Source organism: Nocardia ignorata NBRC 108230 (assembly GCF_001612905.1).
In the GTDB taxonomy this organism is placed as follows: Bacteria; Actinomycetota; Actinomycetes; order Mycobacteriales; family Mycobacteriaceae; genus Nocardia; species Nocardia ignorata.
In genome coordinates this window covers 13,841-36,169 of record NZ_BDBI01000051.1, presented here as the reverse complement: position 1 = coordinate 36,169, position 22,329 = coordinate 13,841, and the positions used below count along the sequence as shown (strand labels likewise).

Annotated in this window: 17 protein-coding genes, 2 pseudogenes and 1 riboswitch; of the genes and pseudogenes, 9 read left to right on the top strand and 10 right to left on the bottom strand. The window is 67.6% G+C overall.

The window, feature by feature from the left end; all coding sequences use genetic code 11:
- Window positions 1–19: 19 nt before the first annotated feature.
- Window positions 20–907, bottom strand: coding sequence for a M48 family metalloprotease (locus tag NI2_RS31390; RefSeq protein WP_166655792.1), 888 nt, complete (start codon window positions 905–907; stop codon window positions 20–22).
- A gap of 90 nt (window positions 908–997) precedes the next feature.
- Window positions 998–1,064: riboswitch (guanidine-III (ykkC-III) riboswitch) on the top strand.
- Between the two features lie 10 nt (window positions 1,065–1,074).
- Here NI2_RS31390 and NI2_RS31385 point away from each other — a divergent pair.
- Window positions 1,075–1,389, top strand: coding sequence for a DMT family transporter (locus NI2_RS31385; protein WP_067498639.1), 315 nt, complete (start codon window positions 1,075–1,077; stop codon window positions 1,387–1,389).
- Between the two features lie 68 nt (window positions 1,390–1,457).
- Here NI2_RS31385 and NI2_RS31380 read toward each other — a convergent pair whose 3' ends face one another.
- Both NI2_RS31380 and NI2_RS31375 read right to left on the bottom strand, forming a co-directional pair.
- A complete protein-coding gene (locus NI2_RS31380) occupies window positions 1,458–2,738 on the bottom strand; it encodes a DoxX family protein (RefSeq protein ID WP_067498636.1) in 1,281 nt (426 codons plus the stop codon).
- The gene (locus tag NI2_RS31375) at window positions 2,735–3,247 is read right to left on the bottom strand and encodes a M15 family metallopeptidase (protein ID WP_243749976.1); all 513 of its coding nucleotides are present in this window, start codon (window positions 3,245–3,247) and stop codon (window positions 2,735–2,737) included. Before NI2_RS31375 ends, NI2_RS31380 begins: the two co-directional genes overlap by 4 nt.
- Window positions 3,248–3,401: 154 nt before the next feature.
- Here NI2_RS31375 and NI2_RS31370 point away from each other — a divergent pair, with 154 nt between their 5' ends.
- Window positions 3,402–4,076 (top strand): response regulator transcription factor, encoded by a 675-nt coding sequence (locus NI2_RS31370; RefSeq protein ID WP_067498684.1) that lies wholly within the window; start codon window positions 3,402–3,404, stop codon window positions 4,074–4,076.
- Window positions 4,069–5,142 (top strand): sensor histidine kinase, encoded by a 1,074-nt coding sequence (locus NI2_RS31365; RefSeq protein ID WP_208115366.1) that lies wholly within the window; start codon window positions 4,069–4,071, stop codon window positions 5,140–5,142. The genes NI2_RS31370 and NI2_RS31365 overlap by 8 nt, the downstream gene beginning before the upstream one ends.
- 16 nt (window positions 5,143–5,158) lie before the next feature.
- On the opposite strand, the gene NI2_RS31360 is transcribed toward NI2_RS31365, so the two are convergent.
- Complete coding sequence (locus tag NI2_RS31360) at window positions 5,159–5,761, bottom strand: TetR/AcrR family transcriptional regulator (RefSeq protein WP_067498633.1); 603 nt, start codon at window positions 5,759–5,761, stop codon at window positions 5,159–5,161.
- A 440-nt stretch (window positions 5,762–6,201) separates the two neighbouring features.
- Between NI2_RS31360 and NI2_RS35460 the strand changes: the two are divergent.
- Window positions 6,202–6,549: pseudogene (locus NI2_RS35460) on the top strand (sigma factor-like helix-turn-helix DNA-binding protein); the annotation flags it as partial.
- 2 nt (window positions 6,550–6,551) lie between these two features.
- Here NI2_RS35460 and NI2_RS31350 read toward each other — a convergent pair.
- The 3 genes from NI2_RS31350 to NI2_RS31340 form a co-directional block, all read right to left on the bottom strand.
- Window positions 6,552–12,476 (bottom strand): non-ribosomal peptide synthetase, encoded by a 5,925-nt coding sequence (locus NI2_RS31350; RefSeq protein WP_067498630.1) that lies wholly within the window; start codon window positions 12,474–12,476, stop codon window positions 6,552–6,554.
- A 75-nt stretch (window positions 12,477–12,551) separates the two neighbouring features.
- Window positions 12,552–13,493 carry a methionyl-tRNA formyltransferase gene (locus NI2_RS31345; RefSeq protein ID WP_067498627.1) on the bottom strand — a complete coding sequence of 314 codons (942 nt, stop codon included), beginning with the start codon at window positions 13,491–13,493 and terminating at the stop codon, window positions 12,552–12,554.
- 152 nt (window positions 13,494–13,645) lie between these two features.
- Window positions 13,646–14,470 (bottom strand): helix-turn-helix domain-containing protein, encoded by an 825-nt coding sequence (locus NI2_RS31340; RefSeq protein WP_243749974.1) that lies wholly within the window; start codon window positions 14,468–14,470, stop codon window positions 13,646–13,648.
- A 78-nt stretch (window positions 14,471–14,548) separates the two neighbouring features.
- Between NI2_RS31340 and NI2_RS31335 the strand changes: the two genes are divergently transcribed.
- The gene (locus NI2_RS31335) at window positions 14,549–15,370 is read left to right on the top strand and encodes an alpha/beta fold hydrolase (RefSeq protein WP_067498624.1); all 822 of its coding nucleotides are present in this window, start codon (window positions 14,549–14,551) and stop codon (window positions 15,368–15,370) included.
- Between the two features lie 97 nt (window positions 15,371–15,467).
- Here the strand turns inward: NI2_RS31335 and NI2_RS35815 are convergent.
- Window positions 15,468–15,557: pseudogene (locus NI2_RS35815) on the bottom strand (peptidase inhibitor family I36 protein); the annotation flags it as partial.
- Window positions 15,558–15,738: 181 nt separating this feature from the next.
- On the opposite strand from NI2_RS35815, the gene NI2_RS31330 reads away from it, so the two are divergent.
- On the top strand, window positions 15,739–16,080 hold the full coding sequence (locus NI2_RS31330) for a carbohydrate-binding module family 14 protein (protein ID WP_067498621.1): 342 nt from the start codon (window positions 15,739–15,741) through the stop codon (window positions 16,078–16,080).
- Here NI2_RS31330 and NI2_RS31325 read toward each other — a convergent pair.
- Both NI2_RS31325 and NI2_RS31320 read right to left on the bottom strand, forming a co-directional pair.
- Window positions 16,047–16,829 carry an ABC transporter ATP-binding protein gene (locus tag NI2_RS31325; protein ID WP_067498618.1) on the bottom strand — a complete coding sequence of 261 codons (783 nt, stop codon included), beginning with the start codon at window positions 16,827–16,829 and terminating at the stop codon, window positions 16,047–16,049. The genes NI2_RS31330 and NI2_RS31325 overlap by 34 nt on opposite strands.
- The gene (locus tag NI2_RS31320) at window positions 16,826–17,497 is read right to left on the bottom strand and encodes a FadR/GntR family transcriptional regulator (protein WP_067498615.1); all 672 of its coding nucleotides are present in this window, start codon (window positions 17,495–17,497) and stop codon (window positions 16,826–16,828) included. The genes NI2_RS31325 and NI2_RS31320 overlap by 4 nt, the downstream gene beginning before the upstream one ends.
- Before the next feature lie 178 nt (window positions 17,498–17,675).
- Between NI2_RS31320 and NI2_RS31315 the strand changes: the two genes are divergently transcribed.
- From NI2_RS31315 to NI2_RS31305, 3 genes are all read left to right on the top strand, one after another.
- Entirely contained in the window at window positions 17,676–19,409 is a 1,734-nt protein-coding gene (locus NI2_RS31315) for a 2-isopropylmalate synthase (protein WP_084477046.1), read from the top strand.
- Window positions 19,410–19,516: 107 nt separating this feature from the next.
- Window positions 19,517–20,440, top strand: a complete 924-nt coding sequence (locus NI2_RS31310) for a LysR family transcriptional regulator (protein WP_067498605.1) — start codon at window positions 19,517–19,519, stop codon at window positions 20,438–20,440.
- 87 nt (window positions 20,441–20,527) lie between these two features.
- On the top strand, window positions 20,528–22,192 hold the full coding sequence (locus NI2_RS31305) for an AMP-dependent synthetase/ligase (RefSeq protein WP_067498602.1): 1,665 nt from the start codon (window positions 20,528–20,530) through the stop codon (window positions 22,190–22,192).
- The last annotated feature ends 137 nt before the right edge of the window (window positions 22,193–22,329 follow it).

Genomic DNA, 22,329 nt, shown 5'->3' with positions numbered 1-22,329 from the left:
GTCCCGGCGGTCGAAGCGATCAGGTCGCGGCGGTTCGACGAATCACTTGCAGCCGTTGCCTGATCGGCGGATGCGTGTCGAGCCATCGAGCGCGGGCCGCGAGCAGTGCGGATGTGTGAGCTGTCTCGTGCGGCAGCCACCTGCGGAGCGCGCCGTGGAGTTCGCGGCCGTACCCGAGGTGTACAGCCATCCGGTCCGCGGCGAACTCTCCGCGCCGTGCGCGCGCCGCCGCGGTCAGGGGTTCCAGGACGAGTAGTGCGATCAGCACCGCGACGGCGGGCTCGCCGATTCGTGGTGTGAGGAAGAACGCCACGGCCACCAGGAGTGCCGTCGCGATCGCCGCTCGCGCGAGACATCGGAGAGTGCCGGGACCACGTGCCGCGCGGGCCGGGATCCCGCCGATACCCTTGACCACGCGGGCGGGGACCGAGAACCAGGCGTCGAGCAGTCGCACACGTGGATCGAGCATGAGATGGTGGCTGAGTTCGTGGGCGAGCACGGCGGCCAGCTGCCGTGGGCGTAGCGATTCGATCGCCCAGCTCGTCACCGCGACCATGCGCGCGGGCGCCGCGAACGCGTTGAACGTGGCCGACTGCTGCACCCACAGCGAGTAGGGCCAGCCGTCCACCCCCGCCTTCCGGGTGACCTCGGCCCAAGCGGTCGCGAGAATATCGGGCTCCGATCCGACGGGCTTGCGGAATCCATAGGCCGCCGCCGCTCGGCCCCGATTCGGATGGAACCACAGTGCGCTGGCCATGCCGCAGCCGAACCCGGTCCACAACACGAGCATGATGATCGCCGCCCACAGGCCGAAGCCGACGATCACGACGTAGACCAGGACCACGTTGAGCGCCACGCTCGGTAGCGTCAATGCGAGTCCACCGGCCGTTTCCCGAATCCTCCCCACCTGCCGAAGTTTACGGCTACCCACCGACATCTTTGCTGGTGAGACGAACCACCATCGCTTGCCGGCCGATAGCCGGCGTGCCATGGTGGAAGTGAGCCCGGCGATCGGGCTTCCGGACGAGGGGTGCCGTACCCGGAGTGCGACAAGACGGCCCGAGGAGGGCTGCGATGTCGTGGATTATGCTTGTCGTGTCGGGATTCCTGGAAGCTGTGTGGGCGACCGCACTGGGCAGATCCGAAGGCTTCACCCGGCTCGTGCCGTCGGTGCTGTTCTTCGTCGCTCTGCTGGCGAGTATGGCCGGATTGGCGATCGCGATGCGCGAACTCCCGGTAGGTACCGCGTACGCGGTCTGGGTGGGTATCGGCGCGGTCCTCACCGTCGCCTTCGCCATGGCCACCGGTGAAGAGCCGGTGACGATATTCAAGCTCGTGTTTCTGACGATGATCGTGACGGGCGTCGTCGGGCTCAAACTCGCCCACTGAACCAGACGACGTCCGTCCGGGGCATTCGTTACTGCTCGGCTGGGGACGGTTCTGAATAGACACGTCAGCTAGCGGAAGTACGGATAGTTCTGCACCCAGTGGAATCCGCGACTGCGCAAGGTGAAGCTGGCGAGGTCCAGGCGTTCCAAGGTGACGACGAGTGGGCGGTCGTGCAGTTCCCCGCGCAGTATCAGGAGGTCGGGGGTGGGTCTCTGGGTGGATACAGTCGCGAGTGGTCCTGTCGGTCGGGCGAGTTCGAGCTGCCCGCCGAGGGAGAGCTCGGCTTCCACCGGAACGAATTCACCATCCATCCGCTGAATGGTGGCCGATCCCGGGCGTTCGAAAATGAGTCGTTGCCAACGCGTTCCGTCGGTGGTGAGCGGTAGTGCGACCTGTCCGTCGACGGTGAATTCCCGCACGTCCCAGATTCCGTACAGCTCGGATTTGGGGCTGCCTGCCCCGTGCTGTTCCTGCCACACCACCCACCGGTCGTACCCGCTGGCCAGTGCGACCCAGAGTCCCAGACCCGCCACGACCCCTTTCGCGATGCGGTTCTTCCGTTCTTCGGCGAAGAGCGACGGTAGCGACAGCGGCGCGCAACCACCCTGCAGTACGAAGACATCCGACAGCCGCCGTAGATAGGGCGCGAGCAGCACCAGGCTGATCAACATCAAGTGCGCGGCGAGCAACTTCTCCGGGATGTCGAACGTCATGTTCAGCAGGAGGATTTGCGCCGTACTGAGCAAGCACAACAGCGCACCGAGCACCATCGTTCGGGAGAAGAACAGCAGCAGACCCGCCACGACTTCCACAGCACCGAGCGACATCTCGTATGCGGGGGAACTGCCCACCTGCAACCACAGCACCGAGGCCGGACTCAGATCGCCGTACGGCTGCAGCAGCTGCGCCAACGACGGCCCGGGCATCTGGGTCGGGATCAGCTTCGCGAACCCGAACCCCACCATCTGCGCACCGAGGCACAACCTCAGGAACAGGGAGAACCAGGCGGTCAGCCGGGGGTACGCCGTGCGGCGATCGAATGCCGTCCACACCGCGGCGACAACCACCGCGAGGACCAGCAGACACAGCACCAGCACCCACACCGCCGCCTGATCACCGGCACCGGAATCCTTGTGCTGCACCGCATCGACGCCGAAGAACGTCCGGCCTACCCACCCGGTGACGGGGTCGGTCAGCGACATGTCCCACGGGCTCACATAACGGCGCACCCAGCGCCCGAGGATGCCGAGCAACGCGAACGGAATGTAGGTGTTCAGCAGGCAGAACAGAACGAAATAGACCACGCAGAACCGAAACGCGACGAGCGTGGCGGGCCGGGGAATGGTCACCGCTGCATCCTCGGGTCCTCGGTGGGGTCGGCAAACCGTGCCGGGCACCCGTTTTCCGCGGCGTCGCGGCGCAGTTCGTAATGCCAGGGTTCGTTGTCGTAGATCTGGCACAGCCCATACGCGGCGCCGTGGGCGGACAACCACGTCGTCGCCGCGCTGTGCCCGATGTCGACCGCGTCACCCGACACATGCGCGGAGGTTTCCGCGGTAGCCACCCAGCGGGCGGCCTCGGCCTCGGACCCGTACTTGCCGACCGCCTCGTGCAGCAGCCGCGTCTGGTGTTCCGCGGACCGCCAGCCACTGGTGACCACGAATTCCACCCCCTCGCTCCCCGCGTCGACGGCGGCCCGACGGAGCGCATCGAGCAATGTGGGGTCCAGATTGGCAACCGAAGGCGACTGGTCGTCGAAGACCCCCGCACCGGGCGAACCGGGGTCGCCGCGGGGAATATCGATCGACAACGCGACGGAGGACAACCGGTCCGGCGACTGGTGGACAAAGAACGCCACGGCGCCTGCCGCGGTAAGCGCAGCGACAGCAGTCGCTAGAATTCGCCGGATATTTCTCTGATTCATGCAGTCAGTCAAGACAATGCGGCGTTGCACGCACATATGCGATTTTCGATACGCCGACGATATGTTCCCGCTGGAAGAATCGAGAGCGATGCGTGTACTGATCGTCGAGGACGAACCCTATCTGGCCGAAGCCATCCGCGACGGACTGCGACTGGAGGCCATCGCCGCCGACATCGCGGGCGACGGCGACACGGCACTGATGCTGCTCGGCATCAACACCTACGACATCGCCGTCCTCGACCGTGACATCCCCGGTCCCTCCGGCGACGAGATCGCCGAACACATCGTCGCCGCGGGCAGCGGGCTGCCGATCCTGATGCTCACGGCCGCCGATCGCCTCGACGACAAGGCAACCGGTTTCGAGCTCGGCGCCGACGACTACCTCACCAAACCGTTCGACCTGCGCGAACTGGTCCTGCGCCTGCGCGCCCTCGACCGCAGGCGCGCCCACAGCAGGCCACCCGTCCGCGAAATCGGCGGTCTGCGTCTGGACCCGTTCCGTCGCGAGGTCTATCGCGACGGCCGCTACGTCGCGCTGACGCGCAAACAGTTCGCGGTGCTCGAGGTGCTCGTCGCGGCCGACGGCGGTGTCGTGAGTGCGGAAGAACTTCTGGAACGCGCCTGGGACGAGAACGCGGACCCGTTCACCAATGCCGTCCGCATCACCGTCTCGGCGCTGCGCAAACGTCTCGGCGAACCATGGATCATCGCGACCGTCCCCGGCGTCGGCTACCGCATCAGCACAGGAGGTGACGGTGGATAGGGCACCCGGGCTGAGTGTCCGCCTCAAGCTCACCCTCAGTTACGCCGGTTTCGTCATGCTCGCGGGCACCTTGTTACTCGTCGCCGTCCTGGTCTTCTATCTGTACTACCTGCCTGCCGGATGGATCGACACCACCGGCAACTTCTGGATCAACCGGCGGCTGCTGCTCCGCTCGTTCGCGCCGTTCATGGCCGCCGTCCTACTCTTCCTGATGGTCTTCGGCCTGGTCGGCGGCTGGTTCCTGGCCGGACGAATGCTCGCCCCGCTGACCCGGATCACCGCCGCTGCCCGCCTGGCCGCCAACGGCTCCCTGTCGCACCGCATCCGGCTCGCCGGCACCGCCGACGAATTCCGTGAACTGGCCGACACTTTCGACGCCATGCTCGCCCGGCTGGAAGCCCACGTCACCGAGAACCAGCGGTTCGCCGCCAACGCATCCCACGAACTACGCACCCCCTTGGCGATCACCCGAACCATGCTCGAGGTGGCCCGCGACGACCCCCCCGACGACCCGAGTGACCTGATCGAACGCCTCCAGGCCGTCAACAGCCGGGCCATCGATCTCACCGAAGCCCTACTCGTGCTCAGTCGAGCCGACCAGCGGTCGTTCACACCCGAGCCCGTCGACCTGTCCCTGCTCGCCGAAGAAGCCACCGAGACGCTGATCCCCTTCGCCGAAAAGCACGGCATCGCCCTCGAAACCGCAGGCGAGCCGACCCCCACCGTCGGCTCGCACGCCCTGCTCCTGCAGTTGACGACGAACCTCGTTCACAACGCGATAGTCCACAACCTGCCCGGCGGCACCGCGTGGACAACCACCCGCCGCTATTCCGATTCGGTGGTCCTCACGGTCGAGAACACGGGCGAAAACCTCACTCCACGAACGGTTTCCACACTCGTCGAACCGTTTCAGCGTGGGTCCGAACGCATTCGCACTCACGATTCCGGCGTGGGCCTTGGGCTGGCCATCGTCGACAGCATCACCCGAGCCCACGCGGGCACTCTTACTCTCACCCCGCGTCCGGGCGGTGGGTTGTGCGTGTCGGTGCACCTGCCGGCTCGTTAGATCGCCGGGAGGTCGGTCACGATGAGGGAGCCCGAAATGCGCGCAGCGTGACGTCGACGAGAGAATCGGCGTATTCGGCGGTGAGCGGTCCGGACCTGTGTAACCACCGCTGGAACAACGGGGCGTAGAGCACCTCCAGGACCAGGTCGAGATCCGCGCCGGGGTCGAGTTGGCCTGCCCGCTGTGCGCTGCGCAAGCGGGCCTTCTTCGCTTCGTCCACCGGGCGCGCGAGCTTCTCGCGGAACTGGGCAGCGAGTTCGGGGTCGTTGACGATCTCGACCTCGAGAGCACGGATCGGACGCTCGAAGTCCGGGTCGGCGAACTCCGCAGCCGTGGCCCGCATGACCACCTTCAGATCGGCCTCGATGTCCCCGGTGTCGGGCAGCTCCACCTGCGGCCCTCCTTCTGTTGTGCTGAGGTCGAGGAACGAATCGAAAATGACGGCTCCCTTGGACGGCCACCACCGGTAGATCGTCTGCTTGCCAACCCCGGCGCGTGCCGCGATGGCCTCGATGGAAACCTTCGTGTAGCCGACCTCGGAGATCAATGCGCGGGTGGCCGCGAGGATGGCTTGGCGTGATCGCTCGCTGCGCCGCGAACTTCCCTGAGCATCGGTCATGGGAGCAGCTTATCAACCAACCGAGACGAGACGGTTCGGTTGGCAAGGAGCACGGCCAGGCCGCCCGCCGACCCAAGACTGTGCTCGGGTCGGCCGCCGCGCGTCTCAGCCGGTGAAGGAATCCGGGCCGAATCGACCCCAGGCCACGAATGCGGCCGCGGCGAGGTAGACAAAATTCAGGGCTGAATGTCTTGGTGACGCCGCCGAGCAAAGCGAGGGCGGCGAGCAGCCCGGTGGTGATCGCAGAGTGCGAGGTTCATGGAGTTCTCCTTCGGATGAGGCGCGAGACGAGCCCGTCGTCAGCGGTCGCGCATCAGACACCGCCGGCTCTGGTGGCGTGACACCGCTGCTGGGTGACGTGATCTGCCTCACTGCGGCGTCACAGCGCGCGGCTGTGCGGTGTCTCGTGCCCGAAGCCGTCGCAAGGAATCCTATGCGGGGCGACGATGCTCATCCTCGAAACACTGTCACCGACCGAACGCGCGGTATTCGTGCTTCGCGAGGTGTTCGAGATCGGCTACGACGATATCGCCGCCGCCGTCGGCAAGACTCCCACCGCCGTCCGCCAGACCGCCCACCGCGCCCGCGGACACGTCGATGCCCGCCGCCCCCGAATGACGGTCTCGGCCGACGAAACCCGGGGCCGCGCTCGAGTCGTTCCGCCGTGCCCTCACCTCCGGTGACCCCAAGCCCTGCTGGACGTCCTCGCCCCCGAGGTCGTTCTCGTCAGCGATGGCGGTGGGGTCAAGCGCGCGGCATTGCGGCCCGTCGCGGGCGCGGAGAACGTGGCTCACGACGGTCCTCGACCGGCCGGGCGGGTTCGCGACACCGCTTCGGCCGGGGTCGGTAGCAGGCCCTCGGTGATGAAACCGTCGACATAACGCTGTAGGACAGCCCCGTCGATGTCCGGGCAACGAACACCGGATCGAGCCAGGACCGCGCGGGTGCCGGTGTCGTCGACGATCAGGGCGTCGCCGCCACCGTTGAGGTAGTTGTCGGCCACGAGTGCCGCGCGCATCAGATCGGCATGCTGTGCGATCCGCCCGGCCAGGCGTTCGGCGGCATCGGCCACCGGCACGATGTCGATGGGAAAACCGGTGCGGCGCAGCGTGTTCAGGATGTCGCCGACCTTGGTCGGCGCACTGTTGACCAAGTGGTAGATCTCGGTGGCGGGCTGCCGTCCGGTGGCGAGCGTGACCAAGGCGCGTGCCACGTAGTCGACCGGGGCCAACGTGACCTCGGCGGACTCGATGTCGGGCGCGACCCCGAGATGGGCGGCCGATCGGATGAGTGTCCAGAACGCGTCGTCAGCGCTGTTCGCGCCGCTGCTGATCGATCCGGCGACCAGGCCGGGCCGGTGCACGGCGACCGGCAACCCGCGTTCGGCTGCCGCGAGGACCAACTGCTCGGCCACCCATTTCGTGGCCAGATACCCGTTGCGCGGTACCTGGTCGGCGGTGATCGCCGTGTGCTCGGTGACGACTCCGGTGTGGCCGACACCGACAGCCGCCGACACGGTCGAGACGAAATGCAAGGCCTTCACCCTGGTATCGACAGCCAGCCGCAGGATCTCGACGGTTCCGGCGACGTTCGCCGGGCGCAGGGCGGCATAGGATTCCAGGTGATTCACGCGGGCACCGTTGTGGTAGATCACCTCGATACGCGCCGCCAGCTCGGCCCACGTGTCGGTGGCGAGCCCGAACCGCGGTGCGGCGAGGTCGCCGGGCACCGGCACGACGCGGTCGGCGAGTCCGTCGGTCCCCAGTCCGTAGCGCCGCAGGGCTGTTTCTAGACGGCGGCGCGCGTCGTCGGTGTCGTCGGCGCGGACCAGGCACCAGACGCGCGACGGGGTGCGGTCGAGCAGCTCGCGCAACAGGTGGATGCCGACGAAACCGGTGGCGCCGGTCAGGAGCACCTCGTCGGCCGAGGTCGGCGTCGGCGGGAAGTCCGCGGGCACCGTGATGGTGGGATCCAGTTGCGCGTCGGCGATCAGCATGTCGGTCCACTGTCCGGCCGCCGCCGCGCCGGACTCCGCTGTCACCGCCGCTGTCACCGCACGCGGCGTCGGCGCTTCGAACAGCAGGCGCGGGTCGGCGTCGATGCCGAGCCGGGTCCGCAGCTCCGATCGGAGTGTGAAGACGAGCAGCGAGGTACCACCGAGATCGAAGAAGCTGTCGTCGATCTCGACCGAATCTCGTTCCAGCACATCGGCGAACACCCGCGCCACCGCGAGCTCGCGCACGGTCGCCGGTTCGCCGCTGTGGCCCGGCGCGTCGGACGCGGGGTCGATTTCCGGGCGTTCGGGCATACCGAGCCCGGTCGTGCCGGACAGCTGCGCGAGGGTCACTTCGGGATGCGTGGCGACGGTCGTCAGGATGTCGCGGAACCGTGCTGCGAACGCGGTGACGGTCGCCTCCTCGTAGAGGTCGGTGGCGTAGCGCAGGTTCCCCGTCAGACCACCGGTGCCCGGGTCTTCACGCAGCGTGAGACTCAGGTCGAAATGTGTTGTTTCCCAGGGGACATCGACAACGGATACGGTCAGGTTGCCGAGGTCGGGCGAGGGCGGTGCGGGCAGGTTCTCGTAGGAGAACACGGCGTCGAACAGCGGGTGCCTGGTGTTGTCACGTGACGGATTCACCGCTTCGACGATGTGGTCGAAGGGGACCTCGGCATTGCCGAGCGCGGCGAGCGAGACTTCCCTCGCGCGCACCACCAGTGCGGTGAAGTGTTCCTGCGGATCCAGCGTCAGGCGCAACGGCAGGGTGTTCACGAACATGCCGACCAAGCGGTCGAGGGTGGGGTGTGCGCGACCCGCGACCAGGGTCCCGATCGTCACATCCGCGCTTCCGGCCAGGTCACCGAGCAGCACGGTGAACGCCGCGTAGCCGGTCATGAAGGGAGTCGCGTTGTGTCGTCGGGCCAGTTCGGCAAGCGCTGTCGCGACGTCGGCGCCGATCTCGAACTCGACCACCGCACCGGCACCACCCGGCCTGCCGATGCCGGGGGCGCGGACTCGATCGGTCGGTAGCGGCGGCCGGTCGGACGCCCCGTCCAGCGCATTCACCCAGTGTGCGAGCTGACGGGCGGCGCGGGATCGCGGATCGTGCCGATCGCCGAGTCGCCGATGCTGCCACAGTGTGTAATCGGCGTACTGCAGCGGCAGCGGTTCCCATCGCGGTTGCCGTCGGGCGGCCCGCGCGGTGTACGCCGCGGACAGATCGGCCACGAGCGGACCGTGCGACCAGCCGTCGGCGGCGATGTGATGTGCCACCAGCGCGAGCACGTGGTCGTCGGAACCGATATTCCACAATGCCAACCGGATCGGCGCGTCGGTGGTGACGTCGAAGGGCACGGTGACCGTCTCCGCGAGTTCGACGTCCAGACCGTCACGGTCGAGGATGCGCGCGGTCAGCGGTGCCCGGCCGAGGGCCTCGTCGACGGTGAGGATGCGGACGCGCGGCCCGGCGCTGGTCCCGGGGTACACCGTGCGCAGCACCTCGTGCCGGTCGACCACATCCCGCAGTGCGGCATCGAGCGCGGTCATATCGAGAGATCCCCTGAGCCGCAACGCGATCGGCAGATGATAGGCCGACGACTCCGGGTACAGCTGATTGAGCAGCCACATCCGCAGCTGCGCCGGGGCAGGCGACAGGTGCTCGGGCCGGGTCAGCGGCGCCGGTGCGTCCAGGTCTTCGGCGTCGTCGAGTCGCAGTGCCAACCCCGCGACGGTCGGCGCGTCGAAGACGGTGCGGACATCGAGACCGAGCCGTCCCGCGAGCGCGGTGGCGGTGAGCGAGGTCCCGCCGAGTTCGAAGAAGTCGCTTTCGGCCCCCACTACTTCGATCGCGAGAACCTCGGTGAAGGCCGCTGCCACCTTCCGCTCCGAATCTGTCGCGACGGGTCGGGAACCGTGGTGACCGAACACCGGCGCGGGCAGGCGACGGGTGTCGAGTTTGCCGTTCGGAGTCAACGGCAGCGTGTCGAGCACGAGGTAGGCGCTCGGACGTAGATACGCGGGCAGCTGCTCGGCGATCCGGAGCCGCACCTGCTCCACATCGAGTGAGCCGTCCGGCACCAGGTAGGCCACCAGATGGGTACCCCTCGAGTCCTGATGGGCAGTGACGGCGGCCCGGCCGACGCCGGGCAGGCCGGTCAGAGTGGTCTCGATCTCGCCCGGCTCGATGCGGTGCCCGCGCACCTTGATCTGGAAGTCGCTGCGGCCGTGGTAGATCAGTTCGGGCTCGGCGTCGGTGGTGAGCGTGACCAGGTCACCGGTGCGGTACACCCGCCCGCCGGGCGGGCCGAACGGATCGGCGACGAATCGCGCCGCGGTCAACGAGTGCCGACCGTGGTAGCCGCGCGCCAGGGCCGGGCCGCCGAGGTAGAGCTCGCCGATGACACCGGGTGGCACCGGTCGCAGCCGGGCGTCGAGTACCAGTGCGTGGAATCCACGAAGCGGTGCGCCGATCGTCACCGATCGATCCGGCGTCAGCTCCGCGATGGTCGCGATGTCGGTCGCCTCGGTAGGGCCGTATCCGTTGCGCATCAACCGGTTTCGCGACCAGGCCGAAACCAGGTCGGCGCGGATCGCCTCCCCGCCGACACCGAGGACACGCAGTTCCGGCAGGGTCTCGGGATCGAGGGTCGCCAGCACCGCCGGGGTGATGATGGCGTTGGTCACCCGCTCGCGCCGCATGAGCTCGGCCAGATCCGGTCCGGCCATCACGTAGCGCGGGGCAACCACCAGTGTCGCGGCACCGGCCAGCCCGCACAGGATCTCGCCGACCGCCATATCGAAACCGGGGGAGGCGTGGTGCAGGGTCCGGGCTCCGGGCCGCAACGCGTACCGGTCGCGCCGCTCCGCCGCCAGGTTCGCGAGACCGCCGTGGGTCACCAGCACGCCCTTGGGGACCCCGGTGGAACCGGAGGTGTAGATGAGGTAGGCGGGGTGCTCGGGCCGCGCGGCGACCGGCAGCAGCTTCGCGTCCGGGGTCGCATCGGGGTCGACGATCGTCCAGTGGACCGATCCGGGCAGATCCGCCGAATGCTCGACACCGGTGACGCCGAGGACGGCACCGCAATCGTCGAGGATGTGCGCGATGCGCTCGGCCGGGTATCCCACGTCGATCGGCACGAAGCCCGCCCCGGTCTTGGTGATCGCCCAGAGAGCTCCGACCGAGGCGGCGGAGCGTCCCATGACCATCGCGACCAAGGTTTCGGGGCCGGCCCCCGCGGCCTGCAGCGCGCCGGCGAGGCGGTCGGTCCACGCGTCGAATTCCCGGTAGGTCCAGCGCTTCTCGCCGTAGACGACGGCGATGCCGTCCGGGTTCTTCGCGACGGCGGCGGCGATCAGCTCGCCCAGTGTGGCCGGTGGACCAGCCGTCGGCCCGCACCAGGGAACGAGCAGGCTCGTCTCGGCGCCGGTGAGGACCGGCAACCGGTCGATCGCGAGATCGTCGTCGGCGGTCGCGAACTCCGTCAGGAAGCCGACGAATCGCTCCAGGTGCGCGGTGACCTCGGCTTCGGTGTATCGATGGCGGTTGGCTTCGAACTCGACCCGCAACCCGGAATCGGTCAGCGGATACACATTGAGCGCGAGGTCTTCGACCGGCCCGGTGGACAGTAATTCGATGACGCCGCGCGCCGGGCCGAGCATCAACTCGGTGTGGAAGTTCATGATGTTGACGGCCGGTCCGAAGTTCAGCGACTCGGCTCGGCGACCACTGTCGCGGATCATGTCGGCACCGCGATAGCGCTGATGACGGAGTGCCCCGCTCAATTCGGCACGCGCGCAGGCGATGGCGGCACCCACCGTGGCGCCCGAGCAGCGCAGCGGCACGATATTCGAAGTCATGGCACCGCATTCGCGCATCGCGGCGGTCGTGCGCGCGGTGACCGGCAGGCTCAGCGCCACCGACTCGGTGTCGGTCAGCCTGCCGAGAAACGCGGCGAACGCCGCCACCAGCACGGGCGCGATGCCGGGGAAGTCGGCGCGCGTACGCAATCGCTCGACCAGTGATTGCGGCAGCTCGGCGCGGGCGTGGATCGGGAGCGGGTCGGGAGCACCGGGTCGCGTCGCGAGAGTGGTCGGGGAGGGCAGCGCGGTGAGCTGCTCGAGCCAGTATTCGCGGTCGATCCCGTACCGTCGCGAACCCAAATAACTCTGCTCCTCGGCCGCCAGAACCGCCGTTGAATCGACCGCGGCCGAAGGTAATTCGCGCCCCTCCAGCAAGGCCGTGTAATAGGTGCTCAGCAGATGCTGCATGCGGACGGCGCCGAAGCCGTCGAGCGCCAGGTGATGCGCGCGGGTGTAGAGCAGGTGATGCTCCGAGCTGAGGCGCAGGACCGTGGTCACGATGGGTGGGTCGGCGATCAGATCGAACGGCGCACACTGATCGGCCCGCATCCACGCGTGGGCTGCGGCCGCCGGGTCGGATTCCCCACTGCAGTCGACGAGGGCGATGTCATCGTCGATGCCACCGTCGTGCACCTGCCCCGGCTGCCCCTCGACGAGGGTGAACCGCACATAGGCACCAAGATCACGTGCGGCCGAGCGGACCGCGCGGCGATATGCCACCACATCGAGCGGTCCGCGCAGGTCGACATACTGGCCGACCGCGAGCGGCACCGGCCCGAGCAATTGCTGAGCGAACCACACCTCGCGTTGTGCCGCGGTGAGCGGGCGGACAGCAGGGGTCGAGCGGTGGGGGATCATGGTGCCTCAGAAGCTGGGAGCGAAGGTGGGAAGTCCGCGCCCGTGCCGTCGGACGGGCGCTGCGGAACCGGGAACTCAGGCGGGAAAGTCGGTGAGATATCCACCGCGAGCGAAGAATTCGGCACCGTCGTACTCGGTACCCGTCGCGCTGCGGACACGTTTGATCACCAATGCGTGGTTGCCACCGCGGTGCGGGTCGGCTCCACACACGACCGCGCCGCCACCTTCCTGAACGATCACCCGGCCCGCGGTGCCGCCGTAACGTGCCTCGGAGACCACCGCCTCGAGAATCTCGATGCGCTCACCCCGGTAGTAGGAGTAGGCGCGCGGATACGGCGCGGACAGCGCCCGCACGAACCGTTCCGATTCGGTCGCGTCCAAGGACCAGTCGATCCGGCTGTCGCGATCGGACCGCTTGTGGAAGTAGGTGCGCTCGGCCTTGTCCTGCGGCGTCCACACCGCGGTGCCGTTCTCGAGCGCCGCGAGCGCCTCGTGCACCGCGCCCGGAATCAACTCCATGCCGGCCAGGACGAGTTCGGTGCCGGTGGCGCCGGGCGGGATCGGCAGGCGCTTCTGGACCAGGATGTCGCCGGTGTCGAGCTGCTCGTCCATGCGATGCACCGTCAGTCCGAATTCCTCCGCACCGCTGATCAGCGCCCACAGCACCGGCGAGAACCCGGTGAATTTCGGTAGCAGCGAGTCGTGCAGGTTCAGGGTGCCGTGGGGCGGCATGTCGTACAGCTCCGCGGGCATCCAGGTGTACCAGCTGTTGACCACGATCACGTCGGGTCGGGCACGCTTGACGAGATCGATGGTCTCGGCGTCGGCGCGTTCGGTGAGGTGCACCGGAATGCCGTGTTCGGTGGCCAGTTCCTCGACCGAGTCGTTCCAGATCGCCTTGTAGGCGGATTCCGCGGCCGGGTGGGTGACCGCCAGGACCACCTCGTGCTCCGAGTCGATCAGGGCCTGCAGGGTCTTACGGCCCCAGGTTTGGAAACCGAACGACACGATACGCATGGAACTGCCTACTTTCGTCTATGTGTAGGCTTACCTTACATAGATGTCGATATGTTCTTGTGCGCGGCCGCTGCGTCGACCCGGTACTTCTCGACGCTGCGCACGGCAGACGGGGCCGCGTCGCTCGCAGGCTGCCCTGGCGGAGACAGGAATCAGATTGTCGGCCAGGCCACTTCATCGATCGCGAGCCACGGAGCCTTCGCGACCACGGCGGGGGTCATGTCGGTGATCGCCTTGGTGCGACGATGAAAATGCGATTGGTCGACATAGCCTGCCTCGGCGGCGGCGTCCGCGGGCGAGCGTCCTGCCACCAGGAGGTGGGCGGCATGGTCGAAGCGGACCAGGTCGGACGCGTGCTTGGGTGACACTCCGATACAGGTCCGGAAGTGGGACCAGAGTCGCTGGCGGGTCCAGCCGGTCTCCGCGGCAAGGGTCTCGATGCGGATCCGGCCTCTGCTGCGGACGGTCCGGTCCCAGGCATACATGATCTCGGGTGCTACACCGGATCCGCGACGCACCCGGCTTCGCAGGAATGCGGCCACCATGGCGAACCGCTCGTTCCACGACTGCGTCGCACGGAGTCGCTCGGTCAAGCCGGCGGTCTCGTTGCCCCACAGGTCCGGCAGCGGTGTCACAGTGCCGCCGATGATGTCGGTGTCTCGGAGAACCACCGCGGCGACGACGGGGGACATGCGGATCTGCAGGACGTCACCGGTTCCTGTGCTGGTGATGCGTAGTGGGCCTGCGTGGAGACCGATGATCGCGTTCCCGACGACTTGGCACCCCAGAAGGTCGTACACGACTCCGTGTTCGCTGAGGTCGAGCAGGAGCGTGATCGAGGGATGCGGGATCATGGTGATTTCCACGGAGGCATCCCCGTGGTACCGGAATCCCGCCATCTGGATCCCCGGCATGGGCAATCGACCCGGCACAGCGACATCGACCCGACTCCAGTCCCATCGGCTCGCTGCGTCCATGCATCCCAGGCTAACCGGAGTGAAACAGCCTGACATTTGTCCAATACGACGTGACGGGTCGAAGGCGATGCTGGCGGTATGAGCGCATCGAGTCCCATCAAGCCACGCGAGGATACGACAATCCGCGGGTTGCACGTCGTCATCGACGGGAACCCGGCCGCACCGCCCCTGCTACTCGTGCACGGCTCGGGCGCAACCGGTTCGATGTGGGCACCCGTGGTGCCGTCGCTCGCCACGAAGTATCGAGTGATCACGATCGACCTGCCGGGATGCGGCCGGTCGGAGTCGGCATCGACGTACGCCGTTGCGCAACAAGCGGATCGGGTGGCGAAGGTGCTGGACGAGCTCGGCATCCGGAATCTGCGGGTGGTCGGGCACTCCAGCGGCGGGTATGTCGCGACAGCCCTCGTAGAGAGTCGTCCCGATCTGGTCGGCGATCTGGTCCTGGTCGGTACGGGCCCGAGTCTTGCAGCGCTGCTCCCTGAGCCCGCGATCATCCGGGCGCTCACCTCGCCGCCGTTCGGTCCGCTCGTGTGGGCGGTGCGCACCGATTCGATGATCCGTCGCGGACTGGCAGCGACCGCGGCGACGACGATCACGGTGCCCGACGGTGCCGTGGCCGACTTGCGCGCGATGTCCTATCGAACTTTCCGTGCGATTCTCGCCGCCAACATCGACTACCTCGCCGCGCGAACCGTGCCCCAGCGCCTCACCGACACCGGAAAGCCCCTCCTCGTGATCTTCGGAGACTCCGATCCCCGCTGGGACCCGGCGTCGGCGCACGACTACGAGGCGGTGCCGGGTGCCCAGCTGGAATACCTTCGCGGAGTAGGGCATCTCGCGATGCTCGAGGACCCCGACACCCTCGCCCGCTCGATCCTCGACAGCGCGGAGTCCTAGCAGGCTTCCCAGCGCACCGACGAGATGTCGCTGCCGATGGGAGCTCGGTCTCCGTACCCCTGGCGAATTGGTGTCCGGCTACGCCTACAGAGTCCCCGGTGAAGTCGGGGTCAGTGTAGAAGCAGACGTTCTGATCGGTGTTGTTGAACAAACTGTTGACGTCGGCGGCTGTGAGGTCGGCGAGGATTCTCTGACAGACCGTCTCGGCGTCGCGTGTCGTGTCCTGGTTTCACCGTCACCCGGTTATGTTCGCCCTGCTCGCGTGTCTCGAAAGTGCATTGATCGTGTCGGCAGCAAGGATGCGACGCACAAGCCACAGGTAGCCGACGACGTCCTGATCGCCTCGAAAGAACCCGAAGGAGACGACCGTGCGATTCGCCCATGCTCTCGCCTTGTCGACAGCCGGACTGCTCCTCGGTCCCGTCCTCACACTCGTCGCCGCGTCGCCTGCTCTCGCGCAGGACACCGGATTCGAGATCGCCGCCTTCAACTGCCCCGAACCCGACGGGCTCTTCGCCTATCCCGGAGACGTGACGAAGTACGTGGAGTGCTCGAACAACGTGCCGACCGTGCACAGCTGTCCGAGTGGCCTGAACTGGAACCAGAAGGGGCAGTACTGCGATTGGCCCGCCGATGCCGGCGCGGTAGCCGATCACGGAGAGACTGTCATCGGCGCTCAGCGGGCTCGGGCGCTCCAGCGTCCGTCGTAGCGGACTTCGATCGGGTGGGCGAAGGCCGTCGAGACGTGGTCGGTGGTGATGACCTGGGTGGCCGGGCCTGCGGCGACGGTGTGACCGTCGGCGATGAGCAGGGCGTGGGTGGTGGTGCTCGGTAGTTCCTCGAGGTGGTGGGTGACCAGGATCGAGGCGACTTCTGGGTGGGTTCGGTCGAGGCTGTCCAGAGTGGTGAGCAGTTGTTCGCGGGCGGCCAGGTCGAGGCCGGTGGACGGCTCGTCCAGGAGCAGGACCCGCGGGTCGCTGATCAATGCCCGGGCGATGAGGGTGCGGCCGCGCTCACCCTGGGAAAGGGTGGGCCACAGGTCGTCGGCCTTGCCGGACAGGCCGAGAGTGTCGATGATCCGCTCGGCGCGCTCCAGGTCGCCGGAACTCGGTGACCAGCGCATCGGGGTGTCGATCGTGCCCGTGATGCCGGTGAGCACGACCTCGCGCACCGAGAGGGCATGCGGCAGCCGATGCCGCGGGTTCACATGCCCGATCGAGCGCCGCAGCCGAGCCAACTCGACCCGCCCGAACTGCGCCCCGAGCACCCGCACGATCCCCGTCGTCGGAAAGGTGACAGCACCGCAGAATCCCAGCAGCGTGCTCTTGCCTGCGCCGTTGGGCCCCAGGAGCGCCCAGTGCTCCCCGGCGCGCACCGTCAGCGAGATCCCGTTGATGATCTTCTTGCCGTCCCGGCGGAAGGTCACATCGTCCAGTTCGATCACGGGGCTGCCGGTCATGTGAAGGCCTCCTTCAGGGCGGAAAGGTGGGCGCGGCTGAATTCTGCTGCTGCGGTAGGTGTTCGGTCTGCGATCGCCTGCGCGAGTTGCTCGTGCGCGTGCTGGTCGTCCTGCTCCGAGCGGACCGGGCGAAGCTCGAGCATGTCGATCATGGCCAGACGCAGACGCGGAAGAAGGCTGTCGAAAAGCTGGGTGAGGACATCGTTGTGCGCGGCGACGACGACCGCACGGTGGAAGGCCATGTCTGCATCGACGTGATCGGCGACGGGCCGACCTTCGACGCGGCGTTCCGCCAGGGTTCGCCGGATGGCCCGCAGATCGGCGGGCGTCCGTCGTTCGGCGGCGAGGGCCGCGGCCTCTGCCTCGATGGCGATGCGGGCCTCGATCACCGCGACGATGGTGGCGCCACGCAGCACCACATCCCAGTCCTCGGTCACGTCGAGCGCGGTGACGAACACGCCGGCGCCCTGCCTGCTGTCGAGCACGCCTTTGCCCGCGAGTTCCCGGATCGCCTCACGCACGGTCGACCGCCCGACTCCCAACTGGGCGGCGAGCAAGGTCTCGCCCGGTAATCGATGACCCAAGGGCCACTCGCCCGCCCGGATCCGCGCGAGCAGCAGTTCGGCCGCTTGTGCCGCCAGTGGCTGGCGCCTTACCTGCGGTATCACCCGAGGACCTCTCTACTTGTCTGAGGAGTTGTGGTAGAAGTGTACCCATCATGACCTACACCGCGCTCCTCCTCGGCCGCCACGGCGGGGCCTGACGACCGGCCGCCCCGCCGTGGGGCTCCGTCGTGGCCGGTCTCCGTCGTCTTCGGCCCTGGATGGCCGGGAAGTAGAGCAAGTCATGACCGAATTCCCCACCCTGACAACACCTTCGGGTCCTCTTGCCGATGGTGCGCCCGCATGGAACCGGCAACGTCACTCGGCGATGCCGTCGTATCGATATCGAGATGTCCACCGTCGCGTGAAAGTGCCTGCCGGGCATCGCGACTGGCCGAGCGCACGGATCACCACCGCGCCACTGTGGGTCCCGGTCGACCTGCGCGACGGCAACCAGGCACTGGCCGAACCGATGGACCCGGCGCGCAAACGCCGGTTCTTCGAACTCCTGGTCACCATGGGCTACAAGGAGATCGAGGTCGGCTACCCGTCCGCGTCGCGAACCGACTTCGACTTCGTACGCCTGCTGGCCGAGTACCCCATCGCGCCGCCGGATGTGGCACTGGTCGTGTTCACCCCGGCGCGTCGCGACCTGATCGCACGGACCGTCGAGTCGGTCCGCGGCATCACCAACGACGTGATCATCCACCTGTACACGGCCACGGCGCCGGTCTGGCGCGAGGTGGTTCTCGGCAAGGACAGGAAGCAGCTGCGCGAGCTGATCGTCACCGGCGCCCGCGGTGTCCTGGAACTGGCAGGCGAGCTGCCGAATGTCCGGTTCCAGTTCTCGCCGGAAGTGTTCAACCTGACCGAACCGGATTTCGCCCTCGAGATCTGCGACGCCGTCACCGAGTTGTGGGAGGCGACCCCACAGCGCCCCGTCACGCTGAATCTGCCCGCGACCGTGGAGGTGGCGACGCCGAACGTCTACGCCGACCAGATCGAATACATGCACCGCAATCTCGCCCGGCGGGACGCGGTGATCCTGTCGGTGCACCCGCACAACGATCGGGGGACCGGTATCGCCTGCGCCGAACTGGCCGTCCTGGCCGGTGCCCAACGGGTGGAGGGCTGCGTCTTCGGCAATGGTGAGCGCACCGGGAATGTCGATATCGCCACCCTGGCGCTGAACCTGCACGCCCAAGGGGTCGACCCGATGATCGACTTCTCCGATATCGACGAGATCCGCCGCACGGTCGAGTACTGCACGTGTCTGCCCGTCCACGAAAGGCACCCGTACGTGGGCGATCTTGTACACACGGCGTTTTCCGGTACCCACCAGGACGCGATCGGCAAAGGCATGGCCGAGCATCGTGAGCGGGCAGCGGCCCTCGGCATACACGAGCGCGAATCGGAATGGCGGGTGCCGTATCTGCCGATCGACCCCACCGACCTCGGCCGCTCCTACGATGCCGTGATCCGGGTCAACTCACAGTCCGGCAAGGGCGGCATCGCCTACCTGTTGCACACCGAATACGGTCTCGAACTGCCGCGCCGCCTGCAGATCGACTTCGCGCAGCGGGTGCAGGAGTACACCGACGACACCGGCGCGGAGGTCAGCGCCGATGAACTCCGCGCCCTGTTCGCGCAGAGCTACACCGCCGACGAGCGTCGAATCACCCTGGTACAGTGGAAATTTGTCGACGGAACCACCGAAATCGTCCTGGACGTGCACGGCACCGAACACCACTCGACCCACGAGGCGAGCCCGGTCGATGCCCTGATCACCGCCCTCGCCGAGACTGCCGACTCCATCGAGATCCTCGGCCTCACCCAGCACGCCGCCGCTGACGGCACCGCCGCGAGCTACGTCGAGTATCGAGCCGCGGGCCGAACCGGATGGGCATTCGGCCTCGACGCCTCGCCCGTCGCCGCGTCGCTCGAGGCGGTGATGAACGCAGCGAACCCGGCCCCCTAGGAAGCGGCGCGGCCAGGTTCACCGACCGGCAATCCGCGCGGCGACCGCTATTCATCACCGGTTATCCGGCCTCGATAGCGTGGTGGTACTCGGAAGGAGCCGGCGTCATGGAATTCCGACATCTCGTTTCGTTTATCACCATCGCCGAAGAGTTGCATTTCGGTCGCGCAGCGCAGCGCCTCCATCTGACCCAACCAAGTCTCAGTGCCCAGCTGCAGAAGCTGGAGAAATCGCTCGGCGTCCAGCTCGTCGCCCGGAACTCCCACGAGGTCCGGCTGACCCCCGCTGGGCGCGAGTTCGAAAGCCAGGCCCGCCTGATCGTCGCTCAGCTCGACCGCGCCGCCCAGGCGGCCAAGGCCACCGCCGAGGGCAGGGCGGGCAGCCTCAGCATCGGCTACAACCTGCCCGCCAGCAGACATGTGCTGCCGGAGGCACTCACCAGGATGACCGAACGGCACCCCGACATCGTGGTGTCGCTGTGGGAGAAGCGGACCGGCCCCCAGCTGGCCGCCCTCGCCGACGGTTCCCTCGATGTGGCCCTGGTCTACGGGCATCCCAGTACCGCCGATTTCCGCTATCGCCGCCTGCTGCACCGGGTTCCGCTCGTCGCGGTCGTCGGGCGCCGACATCGGTGGGCCGACCGGCCAGGTGTCCCCTTCGCGGAACTACAGAGTCAGGATTGCGTGCTGTTCGCGCGCGAACAGTGTCCGGCGATGTACGACACCATCCTGCGGTCGGCGGCCGAAACCAGGATCTCACTCAATGTCACGCATTCGGCCGACGACCCCGGCGCGACCGCGCACATGGTCTCGGTGCGACCACTCGTCGGGTTCGCCTCGCTGCCGCGCGCGATTTCGATGGGAATGGGTGTGCCGGGCAGTAGTTCGGTGGCGGTGAAATTATTCGATCCGGTGCCGACTCTGGATTTGCACGCCGTCTGGCGGGCCGACGAACCGAATCCCGCGGTCGCGTTGTTCCTGGAATGCGTCGAATCGGCACAACTCGATGATGTCCGCGCATTGTCGGCCTGAACCCCTCGATAGGACATGACTTTCGTGCGGTAGGAACAGCGAGTGCGGCAGCGACGGGAATGGTTGACGCCGTGAAGAATTCGATTCGTGAACACAGTGTCTGCTACCGCGAACGGATTCGTTCCGGCCGATTCGTCCAGTCTGTACGAGATTGTTTCCGACGCGGCGCGGCGTGATCCGGCCCGCCCGTCACTGTGTGCCGCCGACGGCACCCAGCTGACCACCGGCGAGCTCGACACCCGGGTCCGCGGGCTCGCCTCGGCCCTGCTCGACCGCGGGGTCGCGGCGGGGGACCGGGTGGCCGTGCTCGGCCGCACGAGCCTGGAATGGGCGCTGCTCGACTGCGCGGCCATGGCTGTCGGCGCGGTGATCGTGCCGGTGTATCCGACCTCCTCGCCGGCGCAGATCGCACACATCCTGAGCGACAGTGGAAGCCGGTTCCACGCGGCCGAGACCGCCGACGACGCCGCCCGCCTGACCGACGCGGGCGCGGCCGGCGACGTGTGGTCCTTCGACGAGCTCGGCACGTGGGCCGAGGGCGGCGAGCACCCCGGCCTCGACGCGCGGATCGCCGCGGTGGGCGCCGCCGACCTGGCGATGATCGTCTACACCAGCGGCACCACCGGCCTGGCCAAGGGCTGCATGATCAGCCACCGCAACATGTACGTCACCGCCGCGAACACCGCCCGGCAGGTCGAGGGGATCTTCGACGGCACGACGGTGCTCGCGCTGCCGCTCTCGCACGTGTTCGGCCAGACGATCCTGTTCGCCTGCCTGTACGGCGGCAGCCGCACCCATCTGCTGCCCGGCGTGCCCGACCTGGTCCCGGCGCTGGCGACGCTGCGCCCGACCTTCCTCGCGCTGATCCCGTACGCGCTGGAGAAGATTCGCAAGCACGTCCGCGCGCTGCTCCCCGAGGGGCAGGAGGACGCGGCCGTCGCGCGTGGCCTGACACTGCTGGCCGAGGGTGCCGCGCCCACCGTCACCGACGACGCCGTCGCGGCCGCGTTCGGCGGACGGCTGCGCTACGTGATCTCCGGCGGCGCCTCCCTCGACGACACCACCGCCGGTTTCTACGCCGGGTTCGGCGTGGTGATCCTCAACTGCTACGGCCTCACCGAGGCGGCCACCGCCGTCACCGTGAGCGCGCCGTCCACCAACCGCCTCGGCACCGTCGGCCGTCCCATCCCGGGGACCGAGGTGGGGATCGGCGCCGACGGCGAAGTCCTCGTGCGCGGCCCGCACGTCTCGCCCGGGTACTGGGGCGCGGCCGCCGACCAGCGGCCCGTCGACGCCGAGGGCTGGCTGCACACCGGCGACATCGGCGAACTCGACGACGGGCACCTGCGGATCACCGGGCGCAAGAAGGAGATCCTGGTGACCTCCGGCGGCAAGAACGTGGCACCGACCCCGCTCGAGGACCGGGTGCGGCTGCATCCGCTGGTGAGCAACTGCATGGTCGTCGGTGACGGCCGCTCGTTCGTGACGGCGCTGATCACCCTCGACGCCGAGCGGTACGCGAAGTGGCGCGCCGAGCATCCCGACGCCGATCCCGCCGAGACGATCCAGGCCGCCGTGGACGACGCGAATTCCTTGGTGTCGCGGCCGGAATCCATTCGCGCATTCCGCATCATCGACGGCGATTTCACCGTCGACGCCGGCCTGCTCACCTCGTCGTTGAAATTGCGCCGGGCCGCGATCGCCGAAACCTATTCCGCCGAAATAGATCAGCTCTACATGTCGCGCGGGTAACGCGACACGAAATTCTCCCACCGGTCCCGCCGACGATAGCCGGGACCGATCGGCCGATGAATTGCGGTGGCCCCAGTGGTTTCCGTATTCCACCGGCGACAGACTCGAAATCGGAATTCGACCACCGAAAGTGATCA